At 72.3% G+C, this 26,375-nt stretch carries 25 protein-coding genes; 9 read left to right on the top strand and 16 right to left on the bottom strand.

Annotated elements, in window-relative coordinates:
• Nucleotides 1-25 precede the first annotated feature (25 nt).
• The 5 genes from glgB to ACTG9Q_RS06625 all read right to left on the bottom strand — a co-directional run bounded on the left by glgB (nucleotide 26) and on the right by ACTG9Q_RS06625 (nucleotide 8,103).
• Nucleotides 26-2,185: a 1,4-alpha-glucan branching protein GlgB gene (glgB, locus tag ACTG9Q_RS06645; protein ID WP_455571722.1), complete on the bottom strand. Its 2,160-nt coding sequence runs from the start codon at nucleotides 2,183-2,185 to the stop codon at nucleotides 26-28.
• A gap of 6 nt (nucleotides 2,186-2,191) precedes the next feature.
• Entirely contained in the window at nucleotides 2,192-2,620 is a 429-nt protein-coding gene (locus tag ACTG9Q_RS06640; protein WP_455571721.1) for a CBS domain-containing protein, read from the bottom strand.
• Between the two features lie 142 nt (nucleotides 2,621-2,762).
• Nucleotides 2,763-4,100, bottom strand: coding sequence for a maltokinase N-terminal cap-like domain-containing protein (locus ACTG9Q_RS06635; RefSeq protein ID WP_455571720.1), 1,338 nt, complete (start codon nucleotides 4,098-4,100; stop codon nucleotides 2,763-2,765).
• Entirely contained in the window at nucleotides 4,097-5,890 is a 1,794-nt protein-coding gene (treS, locus tag ACTG9Q_RS06630) for a maltose alpha-D-glucosyltransferase (protein ID WP_455571719.1), read from the bottom strand. Before treS ends, ACTG9Q_RS06635 begins: the two co-directional genes overlap by 4 nt.
• 245 nt (nucleotides 5,891-6,135) lie before the next feature.
• Nucleotides 6,136-8,103, bottom strand: coding sequence for an alpha-1,4-glucan--maltose-1-phosphate maltosyltransferase (locus ACTG9Q_RS06625; protein ID WP_455571718.1), 1,968 nt, complete (start codon nucleotides 8,101-8,103; stop codon nucleotides 6,136-6,138).
• Nucleotides 8,104-8,226: 123 nt separating this feature from the next.
• Here ACTG9Q_RS06625 and glgP point away from each other — a divergent pair, with 123 nt between their 5' ends.
• Nucleotides 8,227-10,761: an alpha-glucan family phosphorylase gene (gene glgP / locus ACTG9Q_RS06620; protein WP_455571717.1), complete on the top strand. Its 2,535-nt coding sequence runs from the start codon at nucleotides 8,227-8,229 to the stop codon at nucleotides 10,759-10,761.
• A gap of 17 nt (nucleotides 10,762-10,778) precedes the next feature.
• On the opposite strand, the gene ACTG9Q_RS06615 is transcribed toward glgP, so the two are convergent.
• The 4 genes from ACTG9Q_RS06615 to ACTG9Q_RS06600 form a co-directional block, all read right to left on the bottom strand.
• On the bottom strand, nucleotides 10,779-11,870 hold the full coding sequence (locus ACTG9Q_RS06615; protein ID WP_455571716.1) for a hypothetical protein: 1,092 nt from the start codon (nucleotides 11,868-11,870) through the stop codon (nucleotides 10,779-10,781).
• A 47-nt stretch (nucleotides 11,871-11,917) separates the two neighbouring features.
• Nucleotides 11,918-12,874: a tetratricopeptide repeat protein gene (locus ACTG9Q_RS06610; protein WP_455571715.1), complete on the bottom strand. Its 957-nt coding sequence runs from the start codon at nucleotides 12,872-12,874 to the stop codon at nucleotides 11,918-11,920.
• 69 nt (nucleotides 12,875-12,943) lie between these two features.
• On the bottom strand, nucleotides 12,944-13,816 hold the full coding sequence (locus tag ACTG9Q_RS06605) for an SCO6745 family protein (RefSeq protein ID WP_455571714.1): 873 nt from the start codon (nucleotides 13,814-13,816) through the stop codon (nucleotides 12,944-12,946).
• Between the two features lie 9 nt (nucleotides 13,817-13,825).
• Complete coding sequence (locus tag ACTG9Q_RS06600) at nucleotides 13,826-14,122, bottom strand: MTH1187 family thiamine-binding protein (RefSeq protein WP_455571713.1); 297 nt, start codon at nucleotides 14,120-14,122, stop codon at nucleotides 13,826-13,828.
• 131 nt (nucleotides 14,123-14,253) lie between these two features.
• Between ACTG9Q_RS06600 and ACTG9Q_RS06595 the strand changes: the two genes are divergently transcribed.
• Nucleotides 14,254-14,757, top strand: coding sequence for a MarR family winged helix-turn-helix transcriptional regulator (locus ACTG9Q_RS06595; RefSeq protein WP_455571712.1), 504 nt, complete (start codon nucleotides 14,254-14,256; stop codon nucleotides 14,755-14,757).
• A 25-nt stretch (nucleotides 14,758-14,782) separates the two neighbouring features.
• Here the strand turns inward: ACTG9Q_RS06595 and ACTG9Q_RS06590 are convergent, their stop codons facing one another.
• From ACTG9Q_RS06590 to ACTG9Q_RS06570, 5 genes are all read right to left on the bottom strand, one after another.
• Nucleotides 14,783-15,100: a DUF3817 domain-containing protein gene (locus ACTG9Q_RS06590; RefSeq protein WP_455571711.1), complete on the bottom strand. Its 318-nt coding sequence runs from the start codon at nucleotides 15,098-15,100 to the stop codon at nucleotides 14,783-14,785.
• A 43-nt stretch (nucleotides 15,101-15,143) separates the two neighbouring features.
• Nucleotides 15,144-16,193, bottom strand: coding sequence for an ABC transporter permease (locus ACTG9Q_RS06585; protein ID WP_455571710.1), 1,050 nt, complete (start codon nucleotides 16,191-16,193; stop codon nucleotides 15,144-15,146).
• Nucleotides 16,190-17,101, bottom strand: a complete 912-nt coding sequence (locus ACTG9Q_RS06580) for an ABC transporter ATP-binding protein (RefSeq protein ID WP_455571709.1) — start codon at nucleotides 17,099-17,101, stop codon at nucleotides 16,190-16,192. The genes ACTG9Q_RS06585 and ACTG9Q_RS06580 overlap by 4 nt, the downstream gene beginning before the upstream one ends.
• Nucleotides 17,102-17,168: 67 nt before the next feature.
• Nucleotides 17,169-18,128, bottom strand: a complete 960-nt coding sequence (gene meaB, locus ACTG9Q_RS06575) for a methylmalonyl Co-A mutase-associated GTPase MeaB (protein ID WP_455571708.1) — start codon at nucleotides 18,126-18,128, stop codon at nucleotides 17,169-17,171.
• A 2-nt stretch (nucleotides 18,129-18,130) separates the two neighbouring features.
• Nucleotides 18,131-19,318, bottom strand: coding sequence for an acetyl-CoA C-acetyltransferase (locus tag ACTG9Q_RS06570; protein WP_455571707.1), 1,188 nt, complete (start codon nucleotides 19,316-19,318; stop codon nucleotides 18,131-18,133).
• A gap of 129 nt (nucleotides 19,319-19,447) precedes the next feature.
• Here ACTG9Q_RS06570 and mce point away from each other — a divergent pair, with 129 nt between their 5' ends.
• From mce to ACTG9Q_RS06540, 6 genes are all read left to right on the top strand, one after another.
• Nucleotides 19,448-19,894, top strand: a complete 447-nt coding sequence (mce, locus tag ACTG9Q_RS06565) for a methylmalonyl-CoA epimerase (RefSeq protein ID WP_455571706.1) — start codon at nucleotides 19,448-19,450, stop codon at nucleotides 19,892-19,894.
• Entirely contained in the window at nucleotides 19,881-20,165 is a 285-nt protein-coding gene (locus ACTG9Q_RS06560) for a hypothetical protein (protein WP_455571705.1), read from the top strand. Before mce ends, ACTG9Q_RS06560 begins: the two co-directional genes overlap by 14 nt.
• 220 nt (nucleotides 20,166-20,385) lie before the next feature.
• Nucleotides 20,386-20,910: a sigma-70 family RNA polymerase sigma factor gene (locus tag ACTG9Q_RS06555; protein WP_455571704.1), complete on the top strand. Its 525-nt coding sequence runs from the start codon at nucleotides 20,386-20,388 to the stop codon at nucleotides 20,908-20,910.
• Nucleotides 20,894-22,003, top strand: a complete 1,110-nt coding sequence (locus ACTG9Q_RS06550) for a hypothetical protein (RefSeq protein ID WP_455571703.1) — start codon at nucleotides 20,894-20,896, stop codon at nucleotides 22,001-22,003. The genes ACTG9Q_RS06555 and ACTG9Q_RS06550 overlap by 17 nt, the downstream gene beginning before the upstream one ends.
• 2 nt (nucleotides 22,004-22,005) lie before the next feature.
• Nucleotides 22,006-22,992: an ABC transporter ATP-binding protein gene (locus ACTG9Q_RS06545; protein ID WP_455571702.1), complete on the top strand. Its 987-nt coding sequence runs from the start codon at nucleotides 22,006-22,008 to the stop codon at nucleotides 22,990-22,992.
• Nucleotides 22,989-23,834 carry an ABC transporter permease subunit gene (locus tag ACTG9Q_RS06540; protein WP_455571701.1) on the top strand — a complete coding sequence of 282 codons (846 nt, stop codon included), beginning with the start codon at nucleotides 22,989-22,991 and terminating at the stop codon, nucleotides 23,832-23,834. Before ACTG9Q_RS06545 ends, ACTG9Q_RS06540 begins: the two co-directional genes overlap by 4 nt.
• On the opposite strand, the gene ACTG9Q_RS06535 is transcribed toward ACTG9Q_RS06540, so the two are convergent.
• Both ACTG9Q_RS06535 and ACTG9Q_RS06530 read right to left on the bottom strand, forming a co-directional pair.
• On the bottom strand, nucleotides 23,835-25,298 hold the full coding sequence (locus tag ACTG9Q_RS06535) for a peptide MFS transporter (RefSeq protein ID WP_455571700.1): 1,464 nt from the start codon (nucleotides 25,296-25,298) through the stop codon (nucleotides 23,835-23,837).
• Between the two features lie 23 nt (nucleotides 25,299-25,321).
• Nucleotides 25,322-25,729 (bottom strand): VOC family protein, encoded by a 408-nt coding sequence (locus tag ACTG9Q_RS06530; protein ID WP_455571699.1) that lies wholly within the window; start codon nucleotides 25,727-25,729, stop codon nucleotides 25,322-25,324.
• 63 nt (nucleotides 25,730-25,792) lie between these two features.
• Here ACTG9Q_RS06530 and ACTG9Q_RS06525 point away from each other — a divergent pair, with 63 nt between their 5' ends.
• A complete protein-coding gene (locus ACTG9Q_RS06525; protein WP_455571698.1) occupies nucleotides 25,793-26,356 on the top strand; it encodes a TetR/AcrR family transcriptional regulator in 564 nt (187 codons plus the stop codon).
• The last annotated feature ends 19 nt before the right edge of the window (nucleotides 26,357-26,375 follow it).

Raw genomic sequence — 26,375 nt, 5'->3', positions numbered from 1 at the left:
GCGGAGTCCGCGCGGGACGGGCCGCCTACTCGCCGTCGAGCACCAGCCAGACGACGCCGCTCGGGGGGACGGTGACCAAGGCCGACGCGGGGCGGCCGTGCCATGGGGTGTTGTCGGCGGTGACCGCGCCCAGGTTGCCGACGCCTGAGCCGCCGTAGGTCGGGGAGTCGGTGTTCAGGACTTCCCGCCACCGGCCCGCCACCGGCAGGCCGACCCGGTAGTCGTAATACGGAATTCCGGCGAAGTTCGCCACGCACGCCAACAGGGAATCGCCACCGGAGCGCAGGAACGTCACCACGTTGTTTCCCCAGTCATTGGCGTCGATCCAGGAGAAACCCTCCGGGTCGACGTCCTTGGCGAACAGCGCGGGGGTCTCGCGGTACACCGCGTTCAGGTCCCGGACCAGTTTCTGCACGCCGCCGTGGAGTTCCTCCTCGGCCAGCGGCCAATCCAGCGACTTGCTCTCCGACCACTCCCCGACCTGGCCGAACTCCCCGCCCATGAACAGCAGTTGCTTGCCGGGGTGGGCCCACATATAGGCCAGCAGCGTCCGCAGTCCGGCCGCCTTGTTCCATTCGTCGCCCGGCATCCGGGACCACAGGGAGCCCTTGCCGTGGACGACCTCGTCGTGGGACAGCGGCAGCAGGTAATTCTCGCTCCACGCGTACATCAGCGAGAACGTCAGTTCATTGTGGTGATAGGCCCGGTGCACGGGGGCGTGACCCACGTACCGCAGGGTGTCGTGCATCCAGCCCATGTTCCACTTGAACCCGAACCCCAGACCGCCGAGGTGGGTCGGGCGGGTCACCCCGGGCCAGGCCGTCGACTCCTCGGCGATCATCATGATGCCGGGGTGGTGCTTGTAGACGGTCGCGTTCAGCTCCTGCAGGAAGCGGACCGCGTCCAGGTTCTCGCGGCCGCCGTGGATGTTGGGCAGCCACTCGCCCTCGTTGCGGGAGTAGTCCAGGTACAGCATCGAGGCCACGGCGTCGACGCGGAGGCCGTCGATGTGGTACTCGGAGAACCAGAACAGGGCGTTGGCGACGAGGAAGTTGCGCACCTCGGTCCGCCCGAAGTCGAACACCAGCGTGCCCCAGTCCGGGTGCTCGCCCCGGCGCGGGTCGCCGTGCTCGTACAGGGGGGTGCCGTCGAAGCGGGCCAGGGCCCAGCTGTCGCGGGGGAAGTGGGCGGGGACCCAGTCCACCAGGACGCCGATGCCGCGCTGGTGCAGCACGTCGACGAAGTGGCGGAAGTCATCCGGTGAGCCGAAGCGCGAGGTCGGGGCGTAGTACGAGGTGACCTGGTAGCCCCAGGACCCGCCGAAGGGGTGCTCGGCGATGGGCAGCAGCTCCACGTGGGTGAAGTTGTGCTCCTCGACGTAGGCGGCCAGCTGGTCAGCCAGCTCCCGGTAGTTCAGCCCCGGTCGCCACGAGCCCAGGTGCACCTCGTAGACGCTGACCGGGGCGGCGCTCCAGTCGGTGGCCTCGCGCTTGGCCACCCACTCCGCGTCGTTCCACACGTGCTCCGATGTGGACACCACCGACGCGGTCGCGGGCGGGTGCTCGGTGGCGAAGGCCATCGGGTCGGCCTTCTCGTGCCAGGAGCCGTCGGCGGCGTGGATGCGGAACTTGTACCGGCTGCCGGGCGTCACCCCGGGCACGAACAGCTCCCACACCCCGGAGGACCCCAGCGAGCGCATGGGGTACCCGCGGCCGTCCCAGCCGTCGAAGTCCCCGCACACCCGCACGCCGCGGGCGGTGGGCGCCCAGACCGCGAACGAGGTGCCCTCGACCCGGCCCGACGCGGTGTCGTAGGCCCGCACGTGCGCGCCGAGGACGTCCCACAGGCGCTCGTGCCTGCCCTCGCCGAACAGGTGCAGGTCCAGCTCGCCCAGGGTCGGCAGCCAGCGGTACGGGTCCTCGACCAGCACCACGTCACCGGTGCCGTAGTCGGCCTCGAAGACGTACTCGGTGGGCACCTCCGAGATCACGACCTCGAAGAGGCCGTCGGCGATCTCGGTCATGTCGTGACGACTTCGCCCGACCAGCACCGCCACCGACTTGGCGTGCGGGCGCAGCGCGCGGACGGCGGCCCGGCCGGGCTGCGCGGGCAGCGACTGGACCCCCAGCAGCGAGTGCGGGTCGTGGTGGGCGCCGGCGAGCAGCCGGGCGAAGTCGTCAGACAAGAGGTGTCACCCTTGGGAGATATAGGAAGTCAACTGGTCTCGGTCGCTCTCCAACTGGCTGATGCGGCTCTTGACCACATCGCCGATGCTGACGATGCCGACCAGCTCGCCGTCGGAGAGCACCGGCGTGTGCCGGATGCGGCGTTCGGTCATCGCACTCGCCAGCGCATCAATGGTGTCCCCCGGCTCGCAGGTGTACACGTCGGCGGTCATGATCTCGGCGACGGAGACGTCGAGCAGCCCGCCCCCGCGTTCGGCCAGCCCGCGCACGACATCGCGCTCGGACACGATCCCCACCACCGTATCCCCGTCGACGACGACCAGCGCGCCGACGTTGTGCCTGGCGAGCTCGGCGAGCAGCCCCGCCACGGTCAGTCCCGGGTCGACCGTGGCCACGGTTGACCCCTTGCTTCGCAGCACATCCGAGATCCGCATGCGATTTACCTCGATCCCGTCGGAAGTGTCACCCGGTCACGGGCCTGAACGATCAGGCTATCCACGTTCGGGCGACCTCGATACTCTTCGTCACCCACTTCGCCGAGCCCGCTACCGCGCGGGGCGACCGGGGGCCGCGCCATCATCCGACCCTGCGCAGCGCCGCGAGCGGGATGTCGAGCCAGTCGGGCCGGTGGCCCGCCTCGTACACCACCTCGTAGACGGCCTTGTCCAGCTCCAGCGCCCGCAGCAGCACGGCCTGCTCCCTCGGGTCGCCCGCGACCTCGGCGTACCCCGCGCAGAAGGCGTCGCGGTTGCGGTCGGCCCACTCCAGTGCCCTGGTGAGCTGCTGGCGGTCGGGCTCGGCGCCCGCGAGCAGGTGCAGCGCCGCGTAGTCGAACGAGCGGAGCATGCCCGCCACGTCCCGCAGCGGGGACCGGGTGCGGACCCGCTCGGCCGGGCTGGCGTCGGGCTCGCCCTCGAAGTCGATGAGCACCCAGCCCGTGGTGGTGCGCAGCGTCTGTCCCAGGTGCAGGTCGCCGTGGACCTGCTGGACGTCGACGCCGCCGAGCCCGCGCAGCGCGTCGAAGGACGCGCGGACCATCGCCTCGTGCTCGGCCAGCTCGGGCACCCTGGCCAGGGCGGCGTCGAGCCTGCCGTGCAGCTCGGCCACGGCGTCGCCGACCGCGGACGCCGCCATGCGCTCGGTGCCGAGCATCCTGGCCAGGTCCACGTGCACCTTGGCCAGCGCCTCGCCCAGCCGCCCGGCCTCGCCCGCGAAGTCCCCGCCCACCTCGGCGGCGAACAGGTCGCCCTCGGCGAGCAGGTCGCGGACGCTGGCGGTGGCCGCTGCCCAGCCCTCCGCCGCGTCGGCGAGGTAGCGCTGGGCGAACCCCAGGACCAGGTCCTCGGAGTGGACCACGGCGACCGGCTCGGCCACCTGGGCGCTGCCCGCGCGGAACAGCGCCCGGTGCAGGTCGACGTCGCGGTTGGGACCGGGCGACGGCCTGCGGAACAGCTTGAGGATGTAGTGGTAGCCGAAGATCACCGAGGTGTTGGACTGCTCCACCCCGACCGGCCGCGCGCGCAGCCCGGTGACCAGCTCCAGACCCGGCTCGGGCCGCCAGTGGATGCCCTCGGTGTCGGCGCCCGCCGCCATCAGCTCCAGCAGCACCGACATCAGCTCGGCGTCCTGGGTGGCCTCGTAGGCGTAGGCCCCGCCGACGCGCCCGATCACCGAGTGCGCGAGGTGCTCGGGCAGCTCCGAGCGCAGGCCGATGAGCAGCTGGTACGGCTCGTCGCCGTTGACCTTGACGATGGCCTGGAGCAGGGCGGGGTCGCCCTCGTGCAGCCGCGCCGCCTCGACCACGCCGACCGAGTCCGGCCGCGACCCCTTCGCCGCGTACCAGCGCTGCGCGGGCAGCCACTCGGCCAGGTCGTCGGCCAGCGCGGCGACGGTGTCCCGCGGGCGGGCGGTCATACGGGTTCACCCTCCTCGGTCGCGGTGCTGATCTGGAACCAGTAGAAGCCGTGGCCCGGCAGCGTGAGCAGGTACGGCAGCTCGCCGATCGCCGGGAAGCGCACGCCGCCGGTCAGCTCCATCGGCACGCGGCCGTTGTACTGGTCCAGGTGCAGCTCCACCGGCTGGGGGAAGCGGGAGAGGTTGTTCACGCAGAGGATCACGTCGTCGCCGTGGCGGCGCAGGTAGGCCAGCACGCTGGGGTTGGACGAGCCCAGCTCGGCGAAGTCGCCCAGGCCGAAGGCGGTGTGCTGGGTGCGCACCTGCAGCATCCGCCGGGTCCAGTGCAGCAGCGAGGAGGTGTTGTTCATCTGCGACTCGACGTTGATCGCCTGGTACCCGTAGATCGGGTCCATGATCACCGGCAGGTAGAGCCGCCCGGGGTCGGTGCGGGAGAAGCCCGCGTTGCGGTCGGGCGACCACTGCATCGGGGTGCGCACCGCGTCGCGGTCGCCCAGCCAGATGTTGTCGCCCATGCCGATCTCGTCGCCGTAGTAGAGCACCGGGGAGCCGGGCAGGCTCAGCAGCAGCGCGGTGAACAGCTCCTGCTGGTTGCGGTCGTTGTCCAGCAGCGGGGCCAGCCGCCGCCGGATGCCGATGTTGGCCTTCATCCGCGGGTCCTTGGCGTACTCCGCGTACATGTAGTCGCGTTCCTCGTCGGTGACCATCTCCAGGGTCAGCTCGTCGTGGTTGCGCAGGAAGATCCCCCACTGGGCGCCGGAGGGGATCGACGGGGTCTGGGCCAGGATCTCCGAGATCGGGAACCGCGACTCCCGGCGCACCGCCATGAAGATGCGCGGCATCAGCGGGAAGTGGAAGGCCATGTGGCACTCGTCGCCGCCGACGGTGGCGTCGCCGAAGTACTCCACCACGTCGGCGGGCCACTGGTTGGCCTCGGCCAGCAGCACCCGGCCGGGGAACTCGTCGTCGACGACCTTGCGGCAGCGCTTGAGGAACTCATGGGTGCGCGGCAGGTTCTCGCAGTTGGTGCCCTCCTCCTCGAACAGGTACGGCACCGCGTCGAGCCGGAAGCCGTCGATGCCCAGGTCGAGCCAGAACCGCAGCACGTCCAGCATCGCCTCCTGGACCTCGGGGTTCTCGAAGTTCATGTCCGGCTGGTGGGAGAAGAACCGGTGCCAGTAGAACTGCCCGCGCACCGGGTCGAACGTCCAGTTCGACGTCTCGGTGTCGACGAAGATGATCCGCGCGTCGGAGTACTGCTCGTCGGTGTCGCTCCAGACGTAGAAGTCGCCGTAGGGGCCATCGGGGTTGCTGCGGGACTCCTGGAACCACGGGTGCGCGTCAGAGGTGTGGTTGAGCACCAGGTCGGTGACCACCCGGATGCCGCGCTTGTGGGCCTGGTCGAGCAGGTAGACGAAGTCCTCGACGGTGCCGAACTCGGGCAGGATCGCGCGGAAGTCGCTGATGTCGTAGCCGCCGTCGCGCAGCGGGGAGGCGTAGAACGGCGGCAGCCACAGGCAGTCCACGCCGAGCCATTGCAGGTAGTCGAGCTTGTCGGCGAGCCCGCGCAGGTCGCCGGTGCCGTTGCCGTCGGAGTCGTTGAAGGCCCGCACCAGGACCTCGTAGAAGACCGCGGTCTTGTACCAGTTCTGATCGGCGGGCGCCGATCGGGCGTGGTCGAAGTCCTCGGATTGAGGTTCGATGAGGTGACCGTCAGCGGTCATCCCCTCACCGGTGTGCGGGATTCCTTCCAAGCCCAGGGCAGCGTCCGGGGCAGCGGGGTACGTCATGGGTCGCCTTGTCACCGTCGTCGTTGGCCGGTGTCCTTTTCCGGTTGGTGGATTCTGCCTGCCCTGTGTGCGTACCACGACAACGCGGTCACCAACCGTCGATTCGACCCGGTGGTGACGATCATGGCGGTGTTCGGGCTGATCAGTCCACTCCGTACCTCCGACGGAGGTCAGGACAGGGACCATTGTCGGGCAGGGCGCGCGCGTCCGCCGCGCCCGGCCCGACGCCGCCGGTCCGGGCGGGTTCAGCGACGGATGTGCACCACGTGGGCCACCGACTGCCACGGCTCGAGGCGCACGTAGTTGGCCCCGCCCCACTGCCAGTTCTGCCCGGTCACCTCGTCGTACACCGGGTGGCTGCCGTTGGCGTCGAGGCCGAGGGCGGCCGTGTCCAGGTACAGCGTGCCCTCCTGCGGCGCGTGCGGGTCGAGGGTGACCACGCACACCACGGTGTCCCCGGTGGCCGGGTCGACCTTGGAGTAGGCGATCAGGGCGTCGTTGTCGATGTGGTGGAAGCGCAGGGTGCGCAGTTGCTGCAGCGCCGGGTGCACGCGGCGGATGGCGTTGAGCCGGGTGATCCACGGCTGCAGCGACTGACCGCCTGCCAGTGCCCCCCCGAAGTCGCGCGGGCGCAACTGGTACTTCTCCGAGTCCAGGTACTCCTCGCTGCCCTCGCGGACCGCCGCGCCCTCGAACAGCTCGTACCCGGCGTACACGCCCCAGGTCGGCGACATCGTCGCCGCCAGCGCCGCGCGGATGGCGAACATCGCCGGGCCGCCGTGCTGCAGCGAGGCGTGCAGGATGTCCGGGGTGTTGACGAACAGGTTCGGCCGGGCCTCGTCGACGTGGGCGGCGATCTCGACGCCGAAGTCGATCAGCTCCTGCTTCGAGGTGCGCCAGGTGAAGTAGGTGTAGGACTGGGTGAAGCCCAGCTTGGCCAGCCCGTAGAGCCGCGCGGGCCGGGTGAACGCCTCGGACAGGAACAGCACGTCCGGCGCCACCGCCTTGACCTCGCGGATCAGCCACTCCCAGAAGTCCGGCGGCTTGGTGTGCGGGTTGTCGACCCGGAAGATCCGCACCCCGTGCTCGACCCACAGGAGCACGACGCGCAGCACCTCGGCGTAGAGCCCGGGGGGGTCGTTGTCGAAGTTGAGCGGGTAGATGTCCTGGTACTTCTTCGGCGGGTTCTCCGCGTACGCGATCGTGCCGTCGGGGCGGGTGGTGAACCACTCCGGGTGCTCCTGGACCCACGGGTGGTCGGGCGCGCACTGCAGCGCCAGGTCGAGGGCCACCTCAAGGTCGAGTTCCTTGGCCCTGGCGACGAAGGCGTCGAAGTCGGCGAAGGTGCCCAGGGCCGGGTGGATCGCGTCGTGCCCGCCCTCCTCGGCGCCGATCGCCCACACCGAGCCGACGTCCTCCGGCACGGAGACCACGCTGTTGTTGGGGCCCTTGCGGTTGGACCGGCCGATCGGGTGGATGGGCGGCAGGTACACCACGTCGAAGCCCATGTCCGCCACCCGGTCCAGTTCGCGGACCGCCGTTTGGAAGGTGCCGTGCACCGGTTTGCCGGACTCGTCGACCCCGCCGGTGGAGCGGGGGAAGAACTCGTACCACGACCCGTACAGCGCCGTTCTGCGGTCGACCCACACCTGGTGCGACCTGCCCTTGGTGACCAGCTCGCGCACGGGGTAGGCCGTCATGACCCGGTGGGTGGGCTCGGCCAGCGCCTCGGCGATGCGCGCGGAGAGGGGCATCGTGGTGTCGCGCAGGGCCCGCGCCGCGGAGAGCAGCAACTTGCGCTCGACGCTGCGGTCGGGCCGCCTGCCCACCCGCTCCAGCAGCCGCGCCCCGCTCTCCAGGTCGTTGGCCAGCTCGTCGGCCCGCTGCCCCGCGCCGACCTTGACCTCGACGGCGTGGCGCCAGGTGGCCCAGGGGTCGCTCCAGGCGTCCACCCGGAACGTCCACAGTCCCTCGGCGTCCGGCACGATCTCGGCGACCCAGCGGTCGAGCCCGACACCCTCGCCGGTCATCCGCGTGGTGCGCGAGACCCGGTCCCGCGGGCCGCGCCAGGACACGCTGGCGGCCACCGCGTCGTGACCTTCTCGCCACACCGTGGCGCGGACGGGGATGTGTTCACCCACCACGGCCTTCGCCGGATATCGGCCGCCCGACACGACCGGGGAGACGTCATCGATTCCAAGCCGACCGCTCACCGGTACGGCTCCTTCCCGTTGCTGGTCCTGTGGTTAGTTTGCCTTGCTCGATCTAGCCCCACACGCCGGGCTGCCCGCCCGGCGGGCTTGCCGAAGGCCGCCTGCCCGCTAGGGTCCTTGACCGTGAGAGCCGTACGCCGATTCACCGTCCGTGCCGGTCTGCCCGAGCCGCTGGCTGATCTCGGCCTGCTCGCGACCAACCTCCGCTGGACGTGGCACCCCCCGACGCAGGACCTGTTCGCCGCGGTCGACCCCGACATCTGGGCCAGGGTGGGCGGTGACCCGCTGCACCTGCTGGCCCAGGTGCCCGCCGAGCGCTTGGACACCCTCGCCGCCGACGCCGACTTCCTCGGCCGGGTGCGCGAGCTCTCCGACGAGCTGCGCCGCTACCTGACCGGGCCGCGGTGGTACCAGCAGCGTGAGCACAGCCACAACGGCACCCGCCTGCCCGCCGCGATCGCCTACTTCTCCATGGAGTTCGGCGTCACCGAGGCGCTGCCCAACTACTCCGGCGGCCTGGGCGTGCTGGCCGGTGACCACCTCAAGGCCGCCTCCGACTTGGGCGTGCCGCTGATCGGCGTCGGCCTGCTCTACCGCTCCGGCTACTTCCGCCAGTCGCTGTCGCTGGACGGCTGGCAGGTCGAGCACTACCCGGTGATCGACCCCAACGGCCTGCCGCTGGAGGCGCTGACCGAGCCCAGCGGCGCGCCGATCCTGGTGCACGTGGCCATGCCCGGCGGGCGGGTGCTGCGCGCGCGGATCTGGAAGGCCCAGGTCGGCAGGGTGCCGCTGCTGCTGCTGGACTCCGACATCGAGGAGAACCCCGACGACCTGCGCAACGTCACCGACCGGCTCTACGGCGGCGACCAGGACCACCGCATCCGCCAGGAGATCCTGGCCGGGATCGGCGGCGTGCGCGCGGTCCGGGCGTACTGCGAGCTCTCGGGCACCCAGCAGCCGGAGGTGTTCCACACCAACGAGGGCCACGCGGGCTTCCTCGGCCTTGAGCGGCTGCGCGAGCTGGTCTCCGGGCGCGGGCTGGACTTCGACCAGGCGCTCTCGGCGGTGCGCGCGGGCACGGTGTTCACCACCCACACCCCGGTGCCCGCGGGCATCGACCGCTTCCCCGTCGACCTGGTGCAGCACTACTTCGGCGACGAGTCGCTGCTGCCCGGCATCGAGCTCCGCCGGGTGCTGGCGCTGGGCGCCGAGGAGAACGCGGGCATGTTCAACATGGCGCACATGGGCCTGCGCCTGGCCCAGCGCGCCAACGGGGTGTCCAAACTGCACGGTGCGGTCAGCCGGGACATGTTCGGCGCGCTGTGGCCGGGCTTCGACACCGGGGAGGTCCCGATCAGCTCGGTGACCAACGGGGTGCACGGCCCGACGTGGGCCGCCAGGGAGATCACCACCCTGGCCGACTGGGACGACGGCGGGACCAACCCGATCGAGTCGGTCAGCGACGCCGAGCTGTGGCAGATCCGCGCCACCCTGCGCTCCCGGCTGGTCGCCGAGGTCCGGCGGCGGGTGCGCGCGGCCTGGCTCCAGCGCGGCGCCTCCGCCCTGGAGCTGAACTGGACCGACGCGGTCTTCGACCCCGACGTGCTGACCGTCGGCTTCGCCCGCCGGGTGCCCACGTACAAGCGCCTGACCCTGATGCTGCGCGACCCCGAGCGCCTGCGGTCGCTGCTGCTCAACCCCGAGCGCCCGGTGCAGCTGGTCGTGGCGGGCAAGTCGCACCCGGCCGACGACGGCGGCAAGGCCCTGATCCAGCAGATCGTCCGCTTCGCCGACGACCCGCGCGTGCGCCACCGCATCGTCTTCCTGCCCGACTACGACATGTCCATGGCCCGCTTCCTCTACTGGGGCTGCGACGTCTGGCTGAACAACCCCATGCGCCCCCTGGAGGCGTGCGGCACGTCGGGCATGAAGTCGGCCCTCAACGGCGGCCTCAACCTGTCCATCAGGGACGGTTGGTGGGACGAGTTCCACGACGGCAGCAACGGCTGGGCCATCCCCACCGCCGACGGCGTCCACGACCCCGTCCGCCGCGACGACCTCGAAGCCGCCGCCCTGTACGAGCTGATGGGCTCGCAGGTGGCGCCGCTGTTCTACGACCGCGACGCCGCCGGGGTCCCGACCCGCTGGCTGGCGATGGTGCGCCACACCCTGGACACCCTCGGCCCGCGCGTGCAGGCCTCCCGCATGGTCGGCGAGTACGTCGACCTGCACTACGCCCCCGCCGCCACCGCGGGCGCCCTGGCCGAGGCCGAGGACTTCCAGATGGCCCGCGACCTGGCCGACTACCGCCGCCGCCTGAGCGGCGCGTGGTCCTACGTCCGCGTCACCGGCTGCGAGCTGGGCATGGACGACGGCCACACCCCGGTGATCGGCGACCCGGTGACGGTGCACGCCGCGGTGGACCTCGCGGGGCTGGCCCCGTCCGATGTGGAGGTCCAGGCGGTGATCGGCCGGGTCGGCGACACCGACGAGCTGACCGACGTGGTGACCGCGTCGATGCACCCGGCCGAGCCGGGCCGCTACGTCGCGGAGATGGCGCTGCCGCACGCCGGGGCGCTGGGCGTGACCGTGCGGGTGCTGCCCAAGCACGGCCTGCTGGCGACCCCGGCCGAGCTGGGGAAGGTCGTCCTGGCCTAGGCCGTGTTTCAGATGGCCTAGCTGATGTCGAGCCGTGCCCTGGTGGCCGCCACCCGCGGCCACCAGGGCACGGTCTTCTCCGCTTCCCCGAGCGCGGCCCTGGCCGCCCTGTTGTCGCCCGCGGCCATGTGGGCGCGGGCGAGGGTGGCCAGGTCGTCGGCGCGGCCGATGCGGTCGTCGTTCGCCTCGACGGCCTGGCGGGCGAGGTTCATGGCCTGGGCCGCGTCGCCCGTGAGCAGGGTGTGCAGGGCCTTGGTGCCGGTGAGCTTGTAGGTGGGGTAGCCGAGGGTCTCGGCCATCTCCAGCGCGGTGGCGGCGGTCGACAGGCCGATCTCCGGGGGCAGCCCGCCCGCTTCGACGATGTCGCAGGCCAGCCCGGCCAGCGCGGCGAAGAAGGCCGCGGCCTCGGCGGGGGTCTGGTCGGGCTCGTCGATCATGGCCATCGCGATGGCCATGGCCTCGGCGTAGCGGGCGTGGGCCTGGTGGACGAGGATTCTCGCCGCCTTGGCGGTCCTGAGGGTGGGGTGGTCGCTCTCCAGGCGCGCCGCGAGCTGCTCGGCCTTCCCCAGGTCGCCATCCACTGTGGCGTCCACCGTGGCGGTGACGGCGGGAGCGGCGTCGAGCCGGGCGGCCTGGGCGCCGGTGAGGCGCAGCAGGTGGAACAGCAGCCAGCCGGTCGAGGTCGCGCCCGCGGTCTTGCGGGGGACCAGCGCGTGCGCCACCGTCAGTCCACAGGCGACACCGAGGACGATCCACGCGCTGGTGAGCAGCGCGGTGGCCGCGATCCCGAGGACCGCCGACGCGAGCGCCGCGCCCCACATCCGGGGCCGGACCGGCGTCCGCCCGGGAGCGATCGAGACCGACAGGAACAGCGGAACGGCCCGCAGCACCAGGGCCCGCCGCGGCGTCGACCAGTCGGCCAGCCGCGGCCCCACCCCGATCACGACCGAGCGCACCCCCACCCCGAGCCCGAGCGCCCCGGCGAGCAGCCCGACCTGCATGGCGAGCAGCCCGCCGAGGTAACCGGCCAGGGTCGCCGGCAGGCCGAGCAGCACGTCGGTGACGGACGAGGCCAGCACGACCGACAACGCCAGCCCGACGGCGAGCAAGCCCGTCAGGGGGTGGGACAGAACGCGCCTGATGGTGGGGTGTCCGACTAGAACAGCGCGCTCGCGAGGTCGCGACGGGCCTTCATGACCCGCGGGTCGTCCGGCGCGAACAGCTCGAACAGGCCGACCAGGTGGGTGCGGACCCTGTCCCGGTCGTCCCCGGACGCCTTGCGGACCGCGGCGATCAGCCTGCCGAACGCCTTCTCCACCTGCTGGCCCGCGACCTCGAGGTCGGCGGCGGACATCTGCGCGTCGAAGTCGTCCGGGGACATGTCCGCCCGGACGATCACCGAGGGGTCGATGGCCTGCGTGCGGGCCATGAACCGGACCTGCGTCAGCGCCGCGGCGGCGTCGGCGTTGCCGGGCTCGGAAACCAGCACCGCCTGGTAGGCGGTCTCGGCGGCGGCGTAGTCGCCCCGGTCCAGCGCGGCCTCGGCCTGCGCGAAGCGCGGGTCCTCCTCCTCGACGGCGGCCTCGGGAGCGGTCCCGCCCTCGGCCTCGGCCGCCGCGATCCCGGGCAGCCGCTCGCGCAGCGCGTCGACCAGGCTCGCCAGCCACTGCCGCAGCTGGTCCTCCGGCGGGATGTCGGCGAACGCCTCGACCGGCTGCCCGGCGGCCACGGCGACCGTCATCGGCACCGACTGGACGCCGAAGAGCTGGGCCACCCTCGGGCTCGTCTCGATGTCGACCTTCGCCAGGCGCCAGGTGCCGTTGAACTCGCCCGCGAGCTTCTCCAGCATCGCGACCATCTGCTGGGCCTGCGCGGACCAGCTCGCCGTGAGCGCGACGATCACCGGTACTTCCATCGAGCGTTCGACGACCTCGGCCTGGAAGGTGGCCTCGGTCACATCGGTCACGTGGTCCCCGGCGGGCTCCGGGGCGGGTCGCCCCCCGGCCGGGGCCGTCCGGACGGCATCCGCCCTGGCCTTGAGCGCGGAGAGGTCGACGGCCCGGGACAGGGCGGCCGAGAGTGCTGCGGTGTTGCGTGGGTCTGGCCTGGTCACGGGTCCCATCCTGGCATACCCGCGATCACGCCCCCTCGGCAAACACGCCCCCGGCGGGTTTCCCGCCGGTCACCCGGACAGCCGCACCAGGTCCGGCTCCGGCGCCAGCGCCATGGGGTTGGTCCGCATCGCCTCGTTCGCCCTGGTGATCCGCAGCGACAGCGGCGCCAGCAGCCGCGCCAGCCGGGCGGCGCCGTCCACTCCCAACTGCTCCCACGGCGCGGCGGCGGCCTCGTCGGTCAGCGCCTCGACGGTCTCCCGCACCGCGCGGCCGTCCTCGGTCAGCCCGCCGCCGTCCATCAGGCCGCGCTCGGTGAGCCGCTGGACCGCCGCCGCCCACTCCTGCTCCGACCACTTGCGCGCCAGCCGCATGTACTCCGCGGACAGGCCGTGCTCGGCGGAGAAGGCCACCAGGGCCTCGCAGGGGTCGAGCCCGGCGGTGACCAGCGCCGCGACGTGGCCGTCCCCGCGCGACTCGCGCAGGGTCGTGCTCGCCTGCCACAGCGCCAGGTGGGGCTCCTCGGGCCGGGGCAGCGCGGCGTTGGCCGCCCCGAGCGGCCTGCCCGCGGTCGGCGCCGCGGCGGCGGCCACCGTCGCCAGCTCGGCGGCCTCGACGATGTCGTCGCCGGTCACCAGCGGGCCCAGGAACCGCCGCAGGGCCTTGTCGACGCCCGCCAGCCGCGCGGCGAGGAACGCCTCCGGCGGCGCGATCTCCCACGCCTGGGGCAGGGCGCGGGCGACCTGGGACGGGTGGAAGTTGTAGAAGACGCTGGTGACCAGCCACGGCGGGGCCGCGCCCAGCGGGGCGGCGCGCATCCCGAAGTAGCCCATCCAGCCGCCCCGGCAGCCCAGCGCGTCGGTCTCGGCGCGGCTCTCCGGGGTGAAGTAGGTGACGTCGTGGTACGGCTCGATGCACAGCCACAGATCGCGCGGGGTGGTCACCCCGCGATCCTAATCGCCCAGGTACGACTCGACGCGCTCCACCTTGGCCCTGAGCTGGCCGGTGTGGCCGGGGCGGATGTCGGCCTTGAGCACCAGCGACACGCGCGGGTACTTCGCCAGCAGGACGTCGGCGGCCCGCTTGACCACGGCCATCACCTCGTCCCACTCGCCCTCGACGGTGGTGTACATGCTGGACAGCTCGTGCGGCAGGCCGGACTCGCGCACGACGCGCACGGCCTCGGCGACCGCGCGGCCGACGTTCTCCGATTCCCCGCCGAGCGGGCTGACGCTGAAGGCCACGAGCACGGGTGAACTCCTGTCGGGTCGGGTCCTCGGGCGCACCCCGGCCGGGTGGGCGCGTGGGTTCCGCGCCTTGACCTCGGCCAGTTCGTCGCCGCGGGGGCTACTGATCGGTTCACACTGGTAGTTTCACTGTTATGAGGCCGCGCACGTTGCCGTTCGACCCCATCGCCCGCGCCGCGGAACTGTGGGAGGACCGCATCGGCGACGCGACGGCGATGGCCGCGGTGACGAGCATCATGCGGGTGCAGCAGATCGTCCAGTCCGCTGTGGACACCGCGCTGAAGCCGCACGGGCTGACCTTCGCCCGCTACGAGGCCCTGGTCCTGCTCACCTTCGCCAGCCGGGGCAGCCTGCCCATGCGCGTCATGGGCGAGCGGCTGCAGCTGCACCCGACGAGCGTGACCAACATCGTCGACCGCCTGGAGGCCGACGGCCTGGTCCGCCGCCTCCCCCACCCGACGGACCGCCGCACCACCCTCGCCGAGATCACCGATGCCGGGCGGGCGCGGCGCGGCGAGGCCACCGCCGCGGTCACCGCCATCGACTTCGGCCTCCAGGGGCTCACCGAGCGCCAGACGGGTCAGCTGACCGACCTGCTGGCCAAGGTCCGCAAGGCCACCGGCGACTTCCAGGACTGACGCGCGACAGTCCACTGAGGACTCCTCAGAAGCGGCGGCGCAGGGCCACCGGGTCGAGCTTGCCGGTGCGCAGCGCCCAGCGCTCGAACAGCAGCGTGGCCAGCGGCGGCACGCTCGCCAGGAGGGCCCACAGGGTCGCCCTGCGGTCCCAGGCCAGCTTGCGGGCGGCGAACCACGCCACCGCGAGGTAGGCGACGAACACCGCGCCGTGGATCGGGCCGAAGACCTTGACGCCGAGCTCGCCGGATTCGGTGACGTACTTGAAGAACATGCCCGTCAGCAGGCCGATCCACGAGACGGCCTCGGCCAGGGCGACGAAACGGAACAGCGCAACGGGGTGCATGGCTCCAGTGTGCGGCGTGAGCGCCCTCACGCCGGGGTCGGGGTCAGGCGTTCTCCCAGGTGAACACCTTCGCCGCGATCGCCGAGACCACCAGGGTGAACCCGAGCAGCACCGCGCACGGCAGCAGCAGCGCCTCCGGGCCCTGCCCGCGCACCAGGAACGCGAGCATCCCGTCGTTCATGTGGCGCAACGGGAACACCTGCGACACCGCTTGCAGCCATGGCGGCGCGACGTCGATCGGGAAGAAGGTGCCCGACAGGAACGCCATCGGCAGCACGACGATGTTCGCCGCGCCCGTCGCGGCCTCCTCGGTCTTGCAGAAGGCGCCCACCAGGATGCCGATGGCGAAGAACGCCAGCACCCCACTGAGGAAGACCGGGATGGACATCCACCACGTGCCGGACAGTTTCAGCCCGAACACGGGCAGTAGCGCCACGGTGATGAACATGATCGCCTGCAGCGCGGCGACGGCGATGGTCACCACGATCCGCGCGCTGAGCACCGTGCCCACCTTGACCGGCGCGAGCCGCAGCCTGCGCAAGACCTGCTTGCGCCGCCAGTTGACCAGCGTCAGCGCCGCGCTGAACACCGCGCTGACGGCCACGCCCCAGCTGAGGATGCCCGGTGTCAGGTACTGGATCGGCTGCAGCGAGGCGTCCTCGACCTGTTCGGCGCTGTAGCGGAAGCGCGGCGGGCTGCCCGACTCGGCGACGTTGACCTGCTGGGTGATTCCGGACACCAGCCCCTGTACCAGCCCGGCCTGGGCCTGGTCGCTGGCGGCGAAGTGCAGGCGCACGGTGTCACCGTCCACTTCGACCACTCCGGGCAGGTCGCCGCCGCGCACCTGCTCGATGCCCGCCGCGGCGGTGTCGAACCTGGTGATCTCCACCGCCCCGGTGCTCTCCATGGCGGCCACGACCGGCCCGTCCCCCACCACGCCGATCTCGACCTTCTCGCCGCCCGCGTCGCGGAACAGCAGGCCGAAGATCACCAGGAACATCAGCGGGAACAGGAAGGCGAAGAACAGCGTGGCCTTGTCCCGGTAGTAGCCCTTGGCCATCGCCACCGACAGGCTCTTGAAGGCCGTGTTCACGCGCGGTACTCCCGTCCGGTCAGGTCGAGGAACACGTCCTCCAGGGTGGCGGTGCGCACCTGCAGCCCGTCGAGCGTGCCGCGCTCGGCGAGCGCGGAGAGCAGCGGCGCGGGCGTGCGGGTGCTGATGGTCAGCGACTGCTCGTCCTCGTGGGCGTGCTCGGCCCCGGCGAGGTTCCGGGCGTCGGCGACCGACATCGTGCCCCGTTCCAGGGAGACCCTGGTGGGCGCGTCGAGGCCGCGGATCAGGGACGCGGGCGTGTCGAGGGCGAGGATTCGCCCCCGGTCCATGATGGCGACCCGGTCGCAGAGGATCTCGGCCTCGTCGAGGTAGTGCGTGGTGTAGACGATGGTCTTGCCGCGCTCCTGGATGGCGCGCAGCACGTCCCAGAGGTTGCGGCGCGCCTGCGGGTCGAGCGCGGCGGTCGGCTCGTCGAGGAACACCAGGTCCGGGTCGTGCACCAGGGCGCAGGCGATGGAGAGCCGCTGCCGCTGCCCGCCGGAGAGCCTGTCCTCGCGGGTGTCGGCCTTGTCCGTGAGGCCGACCAGGTCGAGCATCTCGTGCGCCCGCTCGCTGCCGACGCCGTAGAGCGCCGCGAACGTCTCCAGCTGCTCACGCGCGGTGAGCTTCTCGAAGAACGCCGACGCCTGCAGCTGCACCCCCAGGCGCGGCAGCAGCGCGGCGTTGCGGGGGAAGGGGTTCTGCCCCAGCAGCCGCACCTCGCCGCCCTCGGGCTCCCGCAGCCCCTCGATGATCTCCAGCGCGGTCGTCTTGCCCGCGCCGTTGGGACCGAGGATGCCGAAGAACTCCCCCTCGGCCACGGTGAACGAGACCCCGTCGACGGCTTTGAGGTCCCCGTAGGACTTGCGGATCTCCCGCACCTCGATCGCGGAGGTGGTGTCGGTCATGGGATGAACCTAGTGGCGAGCGGCGGCCCGCATAGCCCATTCGAGTGAATTACACCGATTTGGGAGGTCAGATGCCGTCGATGAGGAGGTCCGCGGCGGTGTAGGGGTCGATCTCGCCCGCCATGACGCGCCGGGCGAGGCCGGTGAGGGCGTCGCCGCCGCGCAGGTCGCCGAGGTGGGCGCGGAGGGCGGCCAGGGCGATGGCCTCGACCTCGGTGCGGGCGCGGGCGGTCCTGCGGTGTTCCCACTCGCCGTGGGCGCGGGTCCAGGCGGCGTGCTCGGCGATGGCGGTGACGACGTCGGCGATGCCCTCGCCGCGGGCGGCGACGGTCTTGACGATCGGCTGGCGCCAGCGGGCGCCCCGGATCTCCCTGCGCCCCAGCGAGACGGCGTACTTCAGCTCGCGCACGGTGGTGTCCGCGCCGTCGCGGTCGGCCTTGTTGACGACGAAGACGTCGGCGATCTCCAGGATGCCCGCCTTCGCCGCCTGGATGCCATCGCCCATCCCGGGCGCCAGCAGCACCAGGGTCGTGTCGGCGAGGCCGACCACGTCCACTTCGGACTGTCCAACCCCGACGGTCTCGATCAGCACGACGTCGAAGCCGGCCGCGTCGAGCACCCGCAGGGCCTGCGGCGTCGCCCAGCTCAGCCCGCCGAGGTGCCCCCTGGTCGCCATGGACCTGATGAACACCCCGGGATCGGTGGCGTGGTCCTGCATCCGGATGCGGTCGCCGAGCAGCGCCCCGCCGGAGAACGGCGACGACGGGTCGATCGCCAGCACCCCGACCCGCCTGCCCGCCGCCCGCAGCGCGGTGACCAGGGCCGACGTCGTGGTCGACTTGCCGACCCCCGGCGGACCCGTCAGCCCGACCACCTGCGCGCGCCCGGTCAGCGGCGCCAGGGCCGCCGCGACCGCGCGCAGGTGCGGGCTGGCGTCCTCGACCAGCGAGATCAGCCGGGCCACCGCGCGCGGCTCCTGCCGCCGCGCGCGGTCCACCAGCTCGCCCACATCGACGTGCCGGGCCAACCTCAGCCCTTGGGGACGGTGATGATCAGGGCGTCGCCCTGGCCGCCGCCGCCGCAGAGGGCGGCAACGCCGACACCGCCACCGCGCCGCTTCAGCTCGTAGGCCAGGTGCACCAGCACCCGCGCGCCGGAGGCGCCGATCGGGTGCCCGAGCGCGATCGCGCCGCCGTCGACGTTGACGATGTCGGGGCTGACGCCCAGCTCGCGGGTGGAGACGACGCCGACGGCGGCGAACGCCTCGTTGATCTCCACCAGGTCCAGGTCGGCGACGGTGATGCCCTGCTTGGCCAGCGCGGCCTTGATCGCGTTGGACGGCTGCTCGTGCAGGCTCGCGTCCGGTCCGGCGACCACGCCGTGCGCGCCGATCTCGGCGATCCAGGTCAGGCCCAGCTCCTGCGCCTTGGCCTTGCTCATGACCACGACCGCGGCGGCGCCGTCGGAGATCTGCGAGGCGGAGCCCGCGGTGATGGTGCCGTCGGCGGCGAAGGCCGGGCGCAGCCTGCCCAGGCTCTCGGCGGTGGTGTCGGCGCGGACGCCCTCGTCGGTGTCGAACACCACCGGGTCGCCCTTGCGCTGCGGGACGGACACCGGCGCCAGCTCCTCGGCGAAGCGGCCCTCGGCGATGGCCGCGGCGGCGCGCTGGTGCGAGAGCGCGGCGAACTCGTCCTGCTCGGCGCGGGTCAGGCTGTAGCGGGTGTTGACCTTCTCCGTCGCCGAGCCCATGGCGACCTGGTCGAAGGCGCAGAACAGGCCGTCGTAGGCCATGTGGTCCTGCATCGTCACGTCGCCGTACTTGAAGCCGGAGCGGGACTTGGGCAGCAGGTGCGGGGCCTGGGTCATCGACTCCTGGCCACCGGCGACGACGATCTCGAACTCACCGGCGCGGATGAGCTGGTCGGCCAGCGCGATCGCGTCGAGGCCGGAGAGGCAGACCTTGTTGATGCTCAGCGCGGGGACCGACATCGGGATGCCCGCGGCCACGGCCGCCTGCCGGGCGGGGATCTGGCCCGCGCCCGCGGTGAGCACCTGTCCCATGATCGTGTACTGGACCTGCTCGGGGGCGACGCCCGCCTTCTCCAGAGCCGCCTTGATGGCGATGCCACCGAGCTGCGCCCCGGTGAAGTCCTTGAGGGAGCCGAGCAAACGGCCGATGGGGGTGCGGGCCCCCGCGACGATCACGCTTCCGGGCACGGCGGTCTCCTAGCGACGAGAGCGAACGAACGTTAACCTCGACGATACCCGCGCTGAATCGACGCGCCGGGTGGCGATGTGAGTAGCCGCACAGGAAAAGTTACCCATCGGTAGTCGTATCGTCTTCCTATGCAGGATGCGCTGAAGCAGTTCGTGACCGCGATCGACCACGTCGGCGTCGCCGTGCCCGACCTGGACTCGGCGATCTCCTTCTACCGCGACAACTTCGGCCTGGTCTGCGCGCACGAGGAGACCAACGCCGAGCAGGGCGTCCGCGAGGCCATGCTCCGCGCCCCCGGCGACGACGGCTCGGGCACGGCCGTGCAGTTGCTGGCCCCCCTGGACGAGACCTCCACGATCGCCAAGTTCATCGGCCGCAACGGCCCCGGCCTCCAGCAGCTGGCCTACCGCGTGGTCGACGTCGAGGCCGCCGCCGCCGCCCTGCGCGCGCGTGGCCTGCGCCTGCTCTACGACACCGCGCGCGGTGGCACGGCAGGCAGCAAGGTCAACTTCCTGCACCCCAAGGACACCGGCGGCGTCCTCGTGGAACTGGTCGAGCCGGGTGAGGGGCATTAACGGCGCCCGCGCGATCCCCGTCCTGCGCGACGGCGCGAGGACGACGGGCACGCTGACCTGGTGGCGCCACGGCTGGCAGACCTACGCCCTGCGCCTGGAAGGTCCATTCGGCATGGTCGAGGCCGTGGAGGACACCTGGTTCGACGCCCTGGCCGCGGTGCGCGAGCAGATGGCGGGCTGGACCCTCGACCTGCCCGAGAGCCTGCCCGAGATCGCCGAGGAACACCGCCTCCAGTGGCTCACCTGGCTGGACGCCCACGCTCCCGGCTAGCTCTCCCCCGCAACACCCCTGCCGCGCCGCGGTGATCGCCTGACTCGCCGTCGGCACCCGCGGCGGGCACACTGCGACGCTGGTGTCACATTCCCGGTCCCGGCGGTGCTCTAGAGGCATGGACCTGGTTCGGCACGGAGGAGCGGCCCCAGCGGCCGCGTGGGCGGCTCCCGGGGTGGCCGCCGGTGTCGCGGTGATGCGGGACGAGAGGGAGAAACGCGTGGCGGTGTCGGGTTCGGCCCGCGGTGCTGTGCGCGCCGACCTTGGCGAGATCTTCCGGGGCGAGTACCAGCGGACCGTCGGCGTCGCCGCCCGGGTGCTGGGCTCGCGGGACCAGGCGGAGGACGTGGCGCAGGAGGTGTTCCTCTCCTTCGGCCGCTCGTCGGTGCCCGCGGGGGAGGCCCGCGGCTGGCTCTCCGTCGCCGCCGCCCACACCGCTTTGAACCTGCTGCGCTCCGGGCGCCGTCGCGCCTCCCGTGAGGAGACCGCGTCCGCGGCAGACACCGCCGTGGTGTCCGACGTCGCCGAGGCGGTGGTCAGGCGCGAAGAGCGCGGGCGCGTGCGCGCGGCGCTCGGCAGGCTGCCCCGCAAGCAGGCCGTCGCCCTCGTGCTGCGGCACAGCGGGCTGAGTTACGCCGAGGTCGCCGCGGCCCTCGACATGTCCCCCGGCAGCGTCGGCACCACCGTGCGGCGCGCCGAATCCGCCTTGCGCAAGGAGTTGAACCGTCATGCGTCATCCGACTGAGGGTGTGCTGCGCAGGCTGCTCGATGAGCCCGCGGGTGTGACCGACCCCGACCGCCTGCACGTCGTGGACTGCTCGCGGTGCCTCGGCACGCTGAGCGCCATGCGCGAGGACGCCGCCCTGGCCGGCGCGGCCCTGACGACGGCGCTGACGACGGCGCTGGCGTCCGAGAGCGGCGGGGACATCGGGGAGAGCGATGTCGACGCCGCGTGGCGGCGCCTGTCGACGGCCGCGCCCGCCACCGGCCGGGCGCCCGCGCCCCGGACCGCCCGGTTCGGCGCGTTCCTGCGCCGCCCCGTCGTCGCGGCCCTCGCCGTCGGCGTCGTGCTGGCGGGCGCGGGCACCGCCGCCGCCAACGACTGGCTGCAGATCTTCAAGACCAAGCAGGTCGCCCCGGTCAGCTTCAGCACCGCCGACGTCATGGCCCTGCCCGACCTGAGCGCCTACGGCGAGGTCGAGGTGACCCGCGACGGCGACGTGCACCAGGTCGCCGACGCGGCGGCCGCGGCGGCGGAGACCGGATTGGTCGTGCCGGAGGTGGACACGCTGCCCCGAGGGGTGGGCGGCGAGCCGATGTACCAGGTGGGCGGCAAGGTGAACCTGACCTTCACCTTCTCGGCGGAGCAGGCAGCCAAGGCCGCCGCCGACGCCGGGGCCGTGCTGCCGCCGGTCCCGCCCGGCCTGGACGGCAGCCGCGTGCAGCTCGTCGCGGGCCCGGGGCTGGCCAAGGTCTGGGCGCAGTCCGCGGGGGTGCCCTCCCTCGTCGTGGCGCGCGCCGTCGCGCCGACGGCGTTCTCCTCCGGGGCCCCGTTCCCGCAGGTGCGCGACTACCTGCTCTCGCTGCCCGGCATGCCCGAGGAGATCGCGGCGCAGCTGCGCTCGTTCGCCGCGGACGGCTCGATCCTGCCGCTGCCCGTGCCCGGTGAGTACGTCACCACGTCGGAGGCGCGGGTCAACGGCAAGTCCGCCACGGTGCTGGCCACCCGCGACGGGGCCATGGCCGCCGTCGTGTGGGTCGACAGCGGCCTGGTGACCTTCGTCGCCGGGGCGATGGACGCCGACGAGGTCCTCTCGATCGCCGAGGACGTGCGCTGACCGTGGCCGATCCAACGACTGTCGAGAACGACCCGGGGCTCCACGCCGAGGCGCGCATGGTCGCGGGCCTCCCGCCCACGCCCGCGGTCTGGTGCTCCGGCTTGCGCAAGCGCTACCGCAAGCGCCAAGCGGTGGACGAGGTGTCCTTCGAGGTGGGCCGCGGCGAGGTGGTCGGCCTGCTCGGCCCGAACGGGGCGGGCAAGACCACGGTGATCAAGATGTTGCTCGGCCTGGTCCACCCCGACGCGGGGGAGGCGATGCTCCTGGGTCGGCCCGCGACCCAGCCCGCCGCCCGCGCCCGCGTCGGGTACCTGCCGGAGCTCTTCCGGTACCAGCCGTGGCTGACCGCGGCCGAGGTGCTGGCCCTGCACGTCCGCCTGGCCGGGGTCTCGGTGCCCGCCCAAGAGCAGCGCGACTGCCTGGCCCTGGTGGGCCTGGCCGGGCGCGAGGGCGACCGCGTGGGCGGCTTCTCCAAGGGGATGCAGCAGCGCCTCGGGCTGGCGGTCGCCCTGGTGGCCGAGCCGGAGCTGGTGGTCTTGGACGAGCCGACCAGCGCGCTGGACCCGCTGGGCCGCGTCGACGTGCGCGACATCGTGCTGGCCCTGAAGTCGCGGGGCGTCGCGGTGCTGCTCAACTCGCACCTGATCGGCGAGGTCGAACGGGTCTGCGACCGGGTGGTCATCCTCGACCGGGGCCGGGTCGCGGCGTCGGGGAGCCTCGCCGAGCTGCTCGGCCAGCGCGAGCTGAAGCTGCGCCTGACCGGCCTCTCCCCCGAGGCCGAAGCGCGGCTGGCCGACACCGGGAGCGTCGTGCGGGAGGGCGAGTGGTTCACGGTGGCGCTGCCCGCCGAGGACGACGACACCATTCCCGACCTGGTGGGCGACCTGGTCGCCATGGGCGCGCGGGTGCACGCCGTCGAACCCGCGAGGATCAGCCTGGAGGAGCGCCTGCTCGGCATCCTGCGGGCGGGCAACGGAGACAACCGATGACCGTGCTGACCATCGCCGCGCTCACCCTGCGCGAGGCGTCCCGCAGGCGCGTGCTGTGGGCGCTGGCCCTGCTCACCGTAGCGCTGCTCATCCTGAGCGGCTGGGGCTTCTCCCGGGTGGCGGCGGAGTCCGGGCTCGCCACGCTCACCAGCGGCCAGGCCCGGCTGGTGGCCTCCCAGCTGCTCAACCTCGTGATGTTCGGCATGAGCCTGATCGCGGCGCTGGGCACCGCGTTCCTGGCGGGCCCGACGCTGGCGGGCGAGACGGAGTCCGGCATCGCGCTGTCGACGCTGGCCCGGCCGGTCCGCCGCTCGGTGGTGCTGCTGGGCAAGTGGCTGGGGCTGGTGGCCTTCGGCACCGGTTTCATCGTCCTCGCCGGGCTGGCCCAGTGCCTGGTCGTGCTGTGGACGGTGGACTACTGGCCGCCGCAGCCCGCGGCGGCGCTGGCGCTGCTCGCGGGGCAGACGATCGTGCTGCTCACCCTCGGGCTGCTGCTGTCCACGGTCGTCTCGCCGATGGCCTCGGGCGTGGTCGCGGTCGGCCTGTTCGGCGCCACCTGGGTCGCCGGTGTGGTGGGCGGCATCGGGGAGGCCCTCGGCAACGAGGGCGTCGCGCGGGTCGGCACCGTCTCGCGGATGCTCCTGCCCACCGACGGCCTGTGGCGCGGGGCCATGCACGCCTTCCAGGACCCGACCGCGCTGGCCGAGCTGGGCGTCGCGCTCGACGGCTTCCCGTTCCTGAGCACGGCCCCGCTCACCGCCACCTACCTCGCGTGGGCCGCGGTGTGGGTCGCGATGGTCTGGGGGCTGGCGGCGGCGTCCTTCCTGCGGAAGGACCTGTAGTCAGCGCACTCCGTGCATCAGGCGCCGGACGAGCGGGGACAGGGCGAACATGACCACGCCGAGGGCGATCGCGCCCGCGCCCAGCAGGCCGAAGTACGACGGCTCGGCGTCCTTGGCGTAGTACGTCGCCAGCGCGCCCGCCACCGACGAGCCCAGGGCGATCGAGAGGTAGAACAAGGCCACCATCTGCGCCCCGTACGCCCGCGGGGCCAGCTTGGTGGACAGCGACAGCCCCACCGGCGACAGGCACAGCTCGCCCAGTACGAAGATGACCAGGACGAGCACCAGCAGCAGCGGGTTGACCACGCCGTCGCCCCGGGTGAAGCCCATCAGGGCCATCACCAGGAACGCCACACCCATCGCCGAGACACCGAGGGCGAACTTGACCGGAGTGGACGGCTGCCTCGGGCCGAGGCGGACCCACAGCGCGGCGAAGACCGGGGCCAAGAGCACCACGAACAGCGGCTCGACGGAGTTGAACCACGACGGCGGGATGGTGAAGAACCCCAGCGCGTCGCGGTCGACGCGCTGCTCGGCGTAGATCGCCAGGACGGTGAACTGCTGCTGGAACAGCGCCCAGAACCCGAAGCTGACCAGGAACATCGGGATGAACGCGACGACCCGCGAGCGCTCGACCCGGTCGACCTTGCGGCTGGTCAGCAGGATGGCGAACAGCACCACGGTCGCCACCGAGATCACCCAGGTCACGACGGTGGCCAGGTTCTCCGCGCCGATCACGCCGGTCAGCACCAGGGCGACCAGCGCCGCCGCGGCCACGCCGATCACCGCGAAGGCCCGCACCCGCTCGGCGCCCGCGATCGGGTTGGGCACCTCGCGGCCGGACTCGGGCAGGTTCGCGCGTCCCAGGACGTACTGCGCCAGGCCCGCGGCCATGCCGAGCGCCGCCAGCCCGAAACCCCAGTGGAACCCGATCTTGTCCTGCAGCAGCCCGGTCAGCAGCGGCCCGGCGAGCGCGCCGATGTTGACGCCCATGTAGAAGATCGAGAACCCGGCGTCGCGCCGGTCGTCGTTCTCCGCGTACAGCTTCCCGACCAGCACGGTGGCCGTGGCCTTGAGCCCGCCGGAGCCCAGCGCCACGCACACCAGCCCGGCGGCGACGCCCGCCACGCCGGGCAGCACCGCCAGCGCGATGTGCCCGACGAGGATCAGGACGGCGCTGTAGAGCAGCGTCCGCTCGGGCCCGAACAGCCGGTCGGCGACCCACGAGCCCGCGATCGTGGCCAGGTAGACCGAGCCGCCGTACGCGCCGACGATCCCGGCGGCCACGGCCTCGCCGATGCCCAAGCCGCCATCGCTGACGCTGAAGTACAGGTAGTACAGCAGGATCGCTTGCATCCCGTAGAAGGAGAAGCGCTCCCACATCTCCGTGCCGAACAGGTTCGCCAGCCCGCGCGGGTGTCCGAAGAACCCCTTCGGCTGTCCTGCCTCGGTAGAGGTCGCCATGCCCTCGACCGTACGACAGATGGCTACGCCAGGCCGTTCGCGGACATCCATTCGGCGTCGGGCTCGATCTGCTGGACGAACTCCACCACCGGTCCGGGTGAGCGCGCGAAGAAGTGCCGCTGCCCCCAGGGCTCGTCGCGGCACTCGGCCAGCAACTCCACGCCCGCCGCCGTGAGCCGGGCCTGCTCGGCCTCGGCGTCGTCGACGATGAGCGCCAGGACCACGCCCTCGGCCGGGCCCAGCGCGGCGGGCATCGACGGGTGGCCGACGGTGACGAAGTCCACCATGAACGACGGGTCGGACTCGTGCGCCAGGTCGACGAACCAGCCCAGGTCCACAGTGACCGCGCAGCCGAGCCGCTCGACGAAGAAGTCCCGGCAGGCGGCGACGTCCTCGACCATCAGGACGGTGGCGAAACGGGTGAACCGCACCAGGGTCTCCTCTCGTATAACTACAAGCGTAGTACTACAGTCGTAGTTGTCAAGGAGGACGCCATGCCCCGCCGCAATCCCGAACGCCGTGCCGCCCTGCTCGACGCCACCGTCGCCGTGCTGGCCGGGGAAGGCGCCCGCGGCCTGACCTTCCGTGCCGTGGACGCCGCCGCGGGCGTGCCCACCGGCACCGCGTCGAACTACTTCCCCAGCCGCGACGCCCTGCTGACCGAGGTCGGCGAGCACGTCCACCACCGGCTGGCCCCCGATCCGGCCACCGTCGACGCCCTCCTGGCCCGCCCCCGCGACAAGCGCCTGGTCGAGGCGTTCATGCGCGACATCCTCGCCCGCGTCACCCGGGACCGCGCCGGTTACCTGGCCCTGCTGGAACTGCGCCTGGAGGCCACCCGCAACCCCGCCCTGCACAAGGGTTTCGGCGCCACGATGGCCGACCAGCTCCGGTCCAATGTGGCCTTCCACCTGGAGGCCGACCTCCCCGGCGACGCGGTGGACGTGACCGTGCTGTACCTGGCGATGACGGGCCTGGTCGTGGAACAGCTGACGCTGCCGGACATGCTCCCCGACGCCGAGGGCCTCATCAGGCGGATGACCGAACGGCTCACGTGACCGCGCCCCGAACGGGTGC

The organism is Actinokineospora lacus, assembly GCF_053813445.1.
This window is presented reverse-complemented; position numbering and strand designations above follow the sequence as displayed.

Excerpts from the sequence above, each read along its gene's own strand:
- ACTG9Q_RS06540 (WP_455571701.1), top strand. The coding sequence starts at position 22,989 with ATGACCGTGCTGACCATCGCCGCGCTCACCCTGCGCGAGGCGTCCCGC.
- ACTG9Q_RS06635 (WP_455571720.1), bottom strand. The coding sequence starts at position 4,100 with ATGACCGCCCGCCCGCGGGACACCGTCGCCGCGCTGGCCGACGACCTG.
- ACTG9Q_RS06580 (WP_455571709.1), bottom strand. The coding sequence starts at position 17,101 with ATGACCGACACCACCTCCGCGATCGAGGTGCGGGAGATCCGCAAGTCC.
- ACTG9Q_RS06525 (WP_455571698.1), top strand. The coding sequence starts at position 25,793 with ATGCCCCGCCGCAATCCCGAACGCCGTGCCGCCCTGCTCGACGCCACC.
- ACTG9Q_RS06550 (WP_455571703.1), top strand. The coding sequence starts at position 20,894 with ATGCGTCATCCGACTGAGGGTGTGCTGCGCAGGCTGCTCGATGAGCCC.
- ACTG9Q_RS06535 (WP_455571700.1), bottom strand. The coding sequence starts at position 25,298 with ATGGCGACCTCTACCGAGGCAGGACAGCCGAAGGGGTTCTTCGGACAC.
- ACTG9Q_RS06590 (WP_455571711.1), bottom strand. The coding sequence starts at position 15,100 with ATGCACCCCGTTGCGCTGTTCCGTTTCGTCGCCCTGGCCGAGGCCGTC.
- treS (WP_455571719.1), bottom strand. The coding sequence starts at position 5,890 with ATGACGTACCCCGCTGCCCCGGACGCTGCCCTGGGCTTGGAAGGAATC.
- ACTG9Q_RS06640 (WP_455571721.1), bottom strand. The coding sequence starts at position 2,620 with ATGCGGATCTCGGATGTGCTGCGAAGCAAGGGGTCAACCGTGGCCACG.
- mce (WP_455571706.1), top strand. The coding sequence starts at position 19,448 with ATGCAGGATGCGCTGAAGCAGTTCGTGACCGCGATCGACCACGTCGGC.
- ACTG9Q_RS06595 (WP_455571712.1), top strand. The coding sequence starts at position 14,254 with ATGAGGCCGCGCACGTTGCCGTTCGACCCCATCGCCCGCGCCGCGGAA.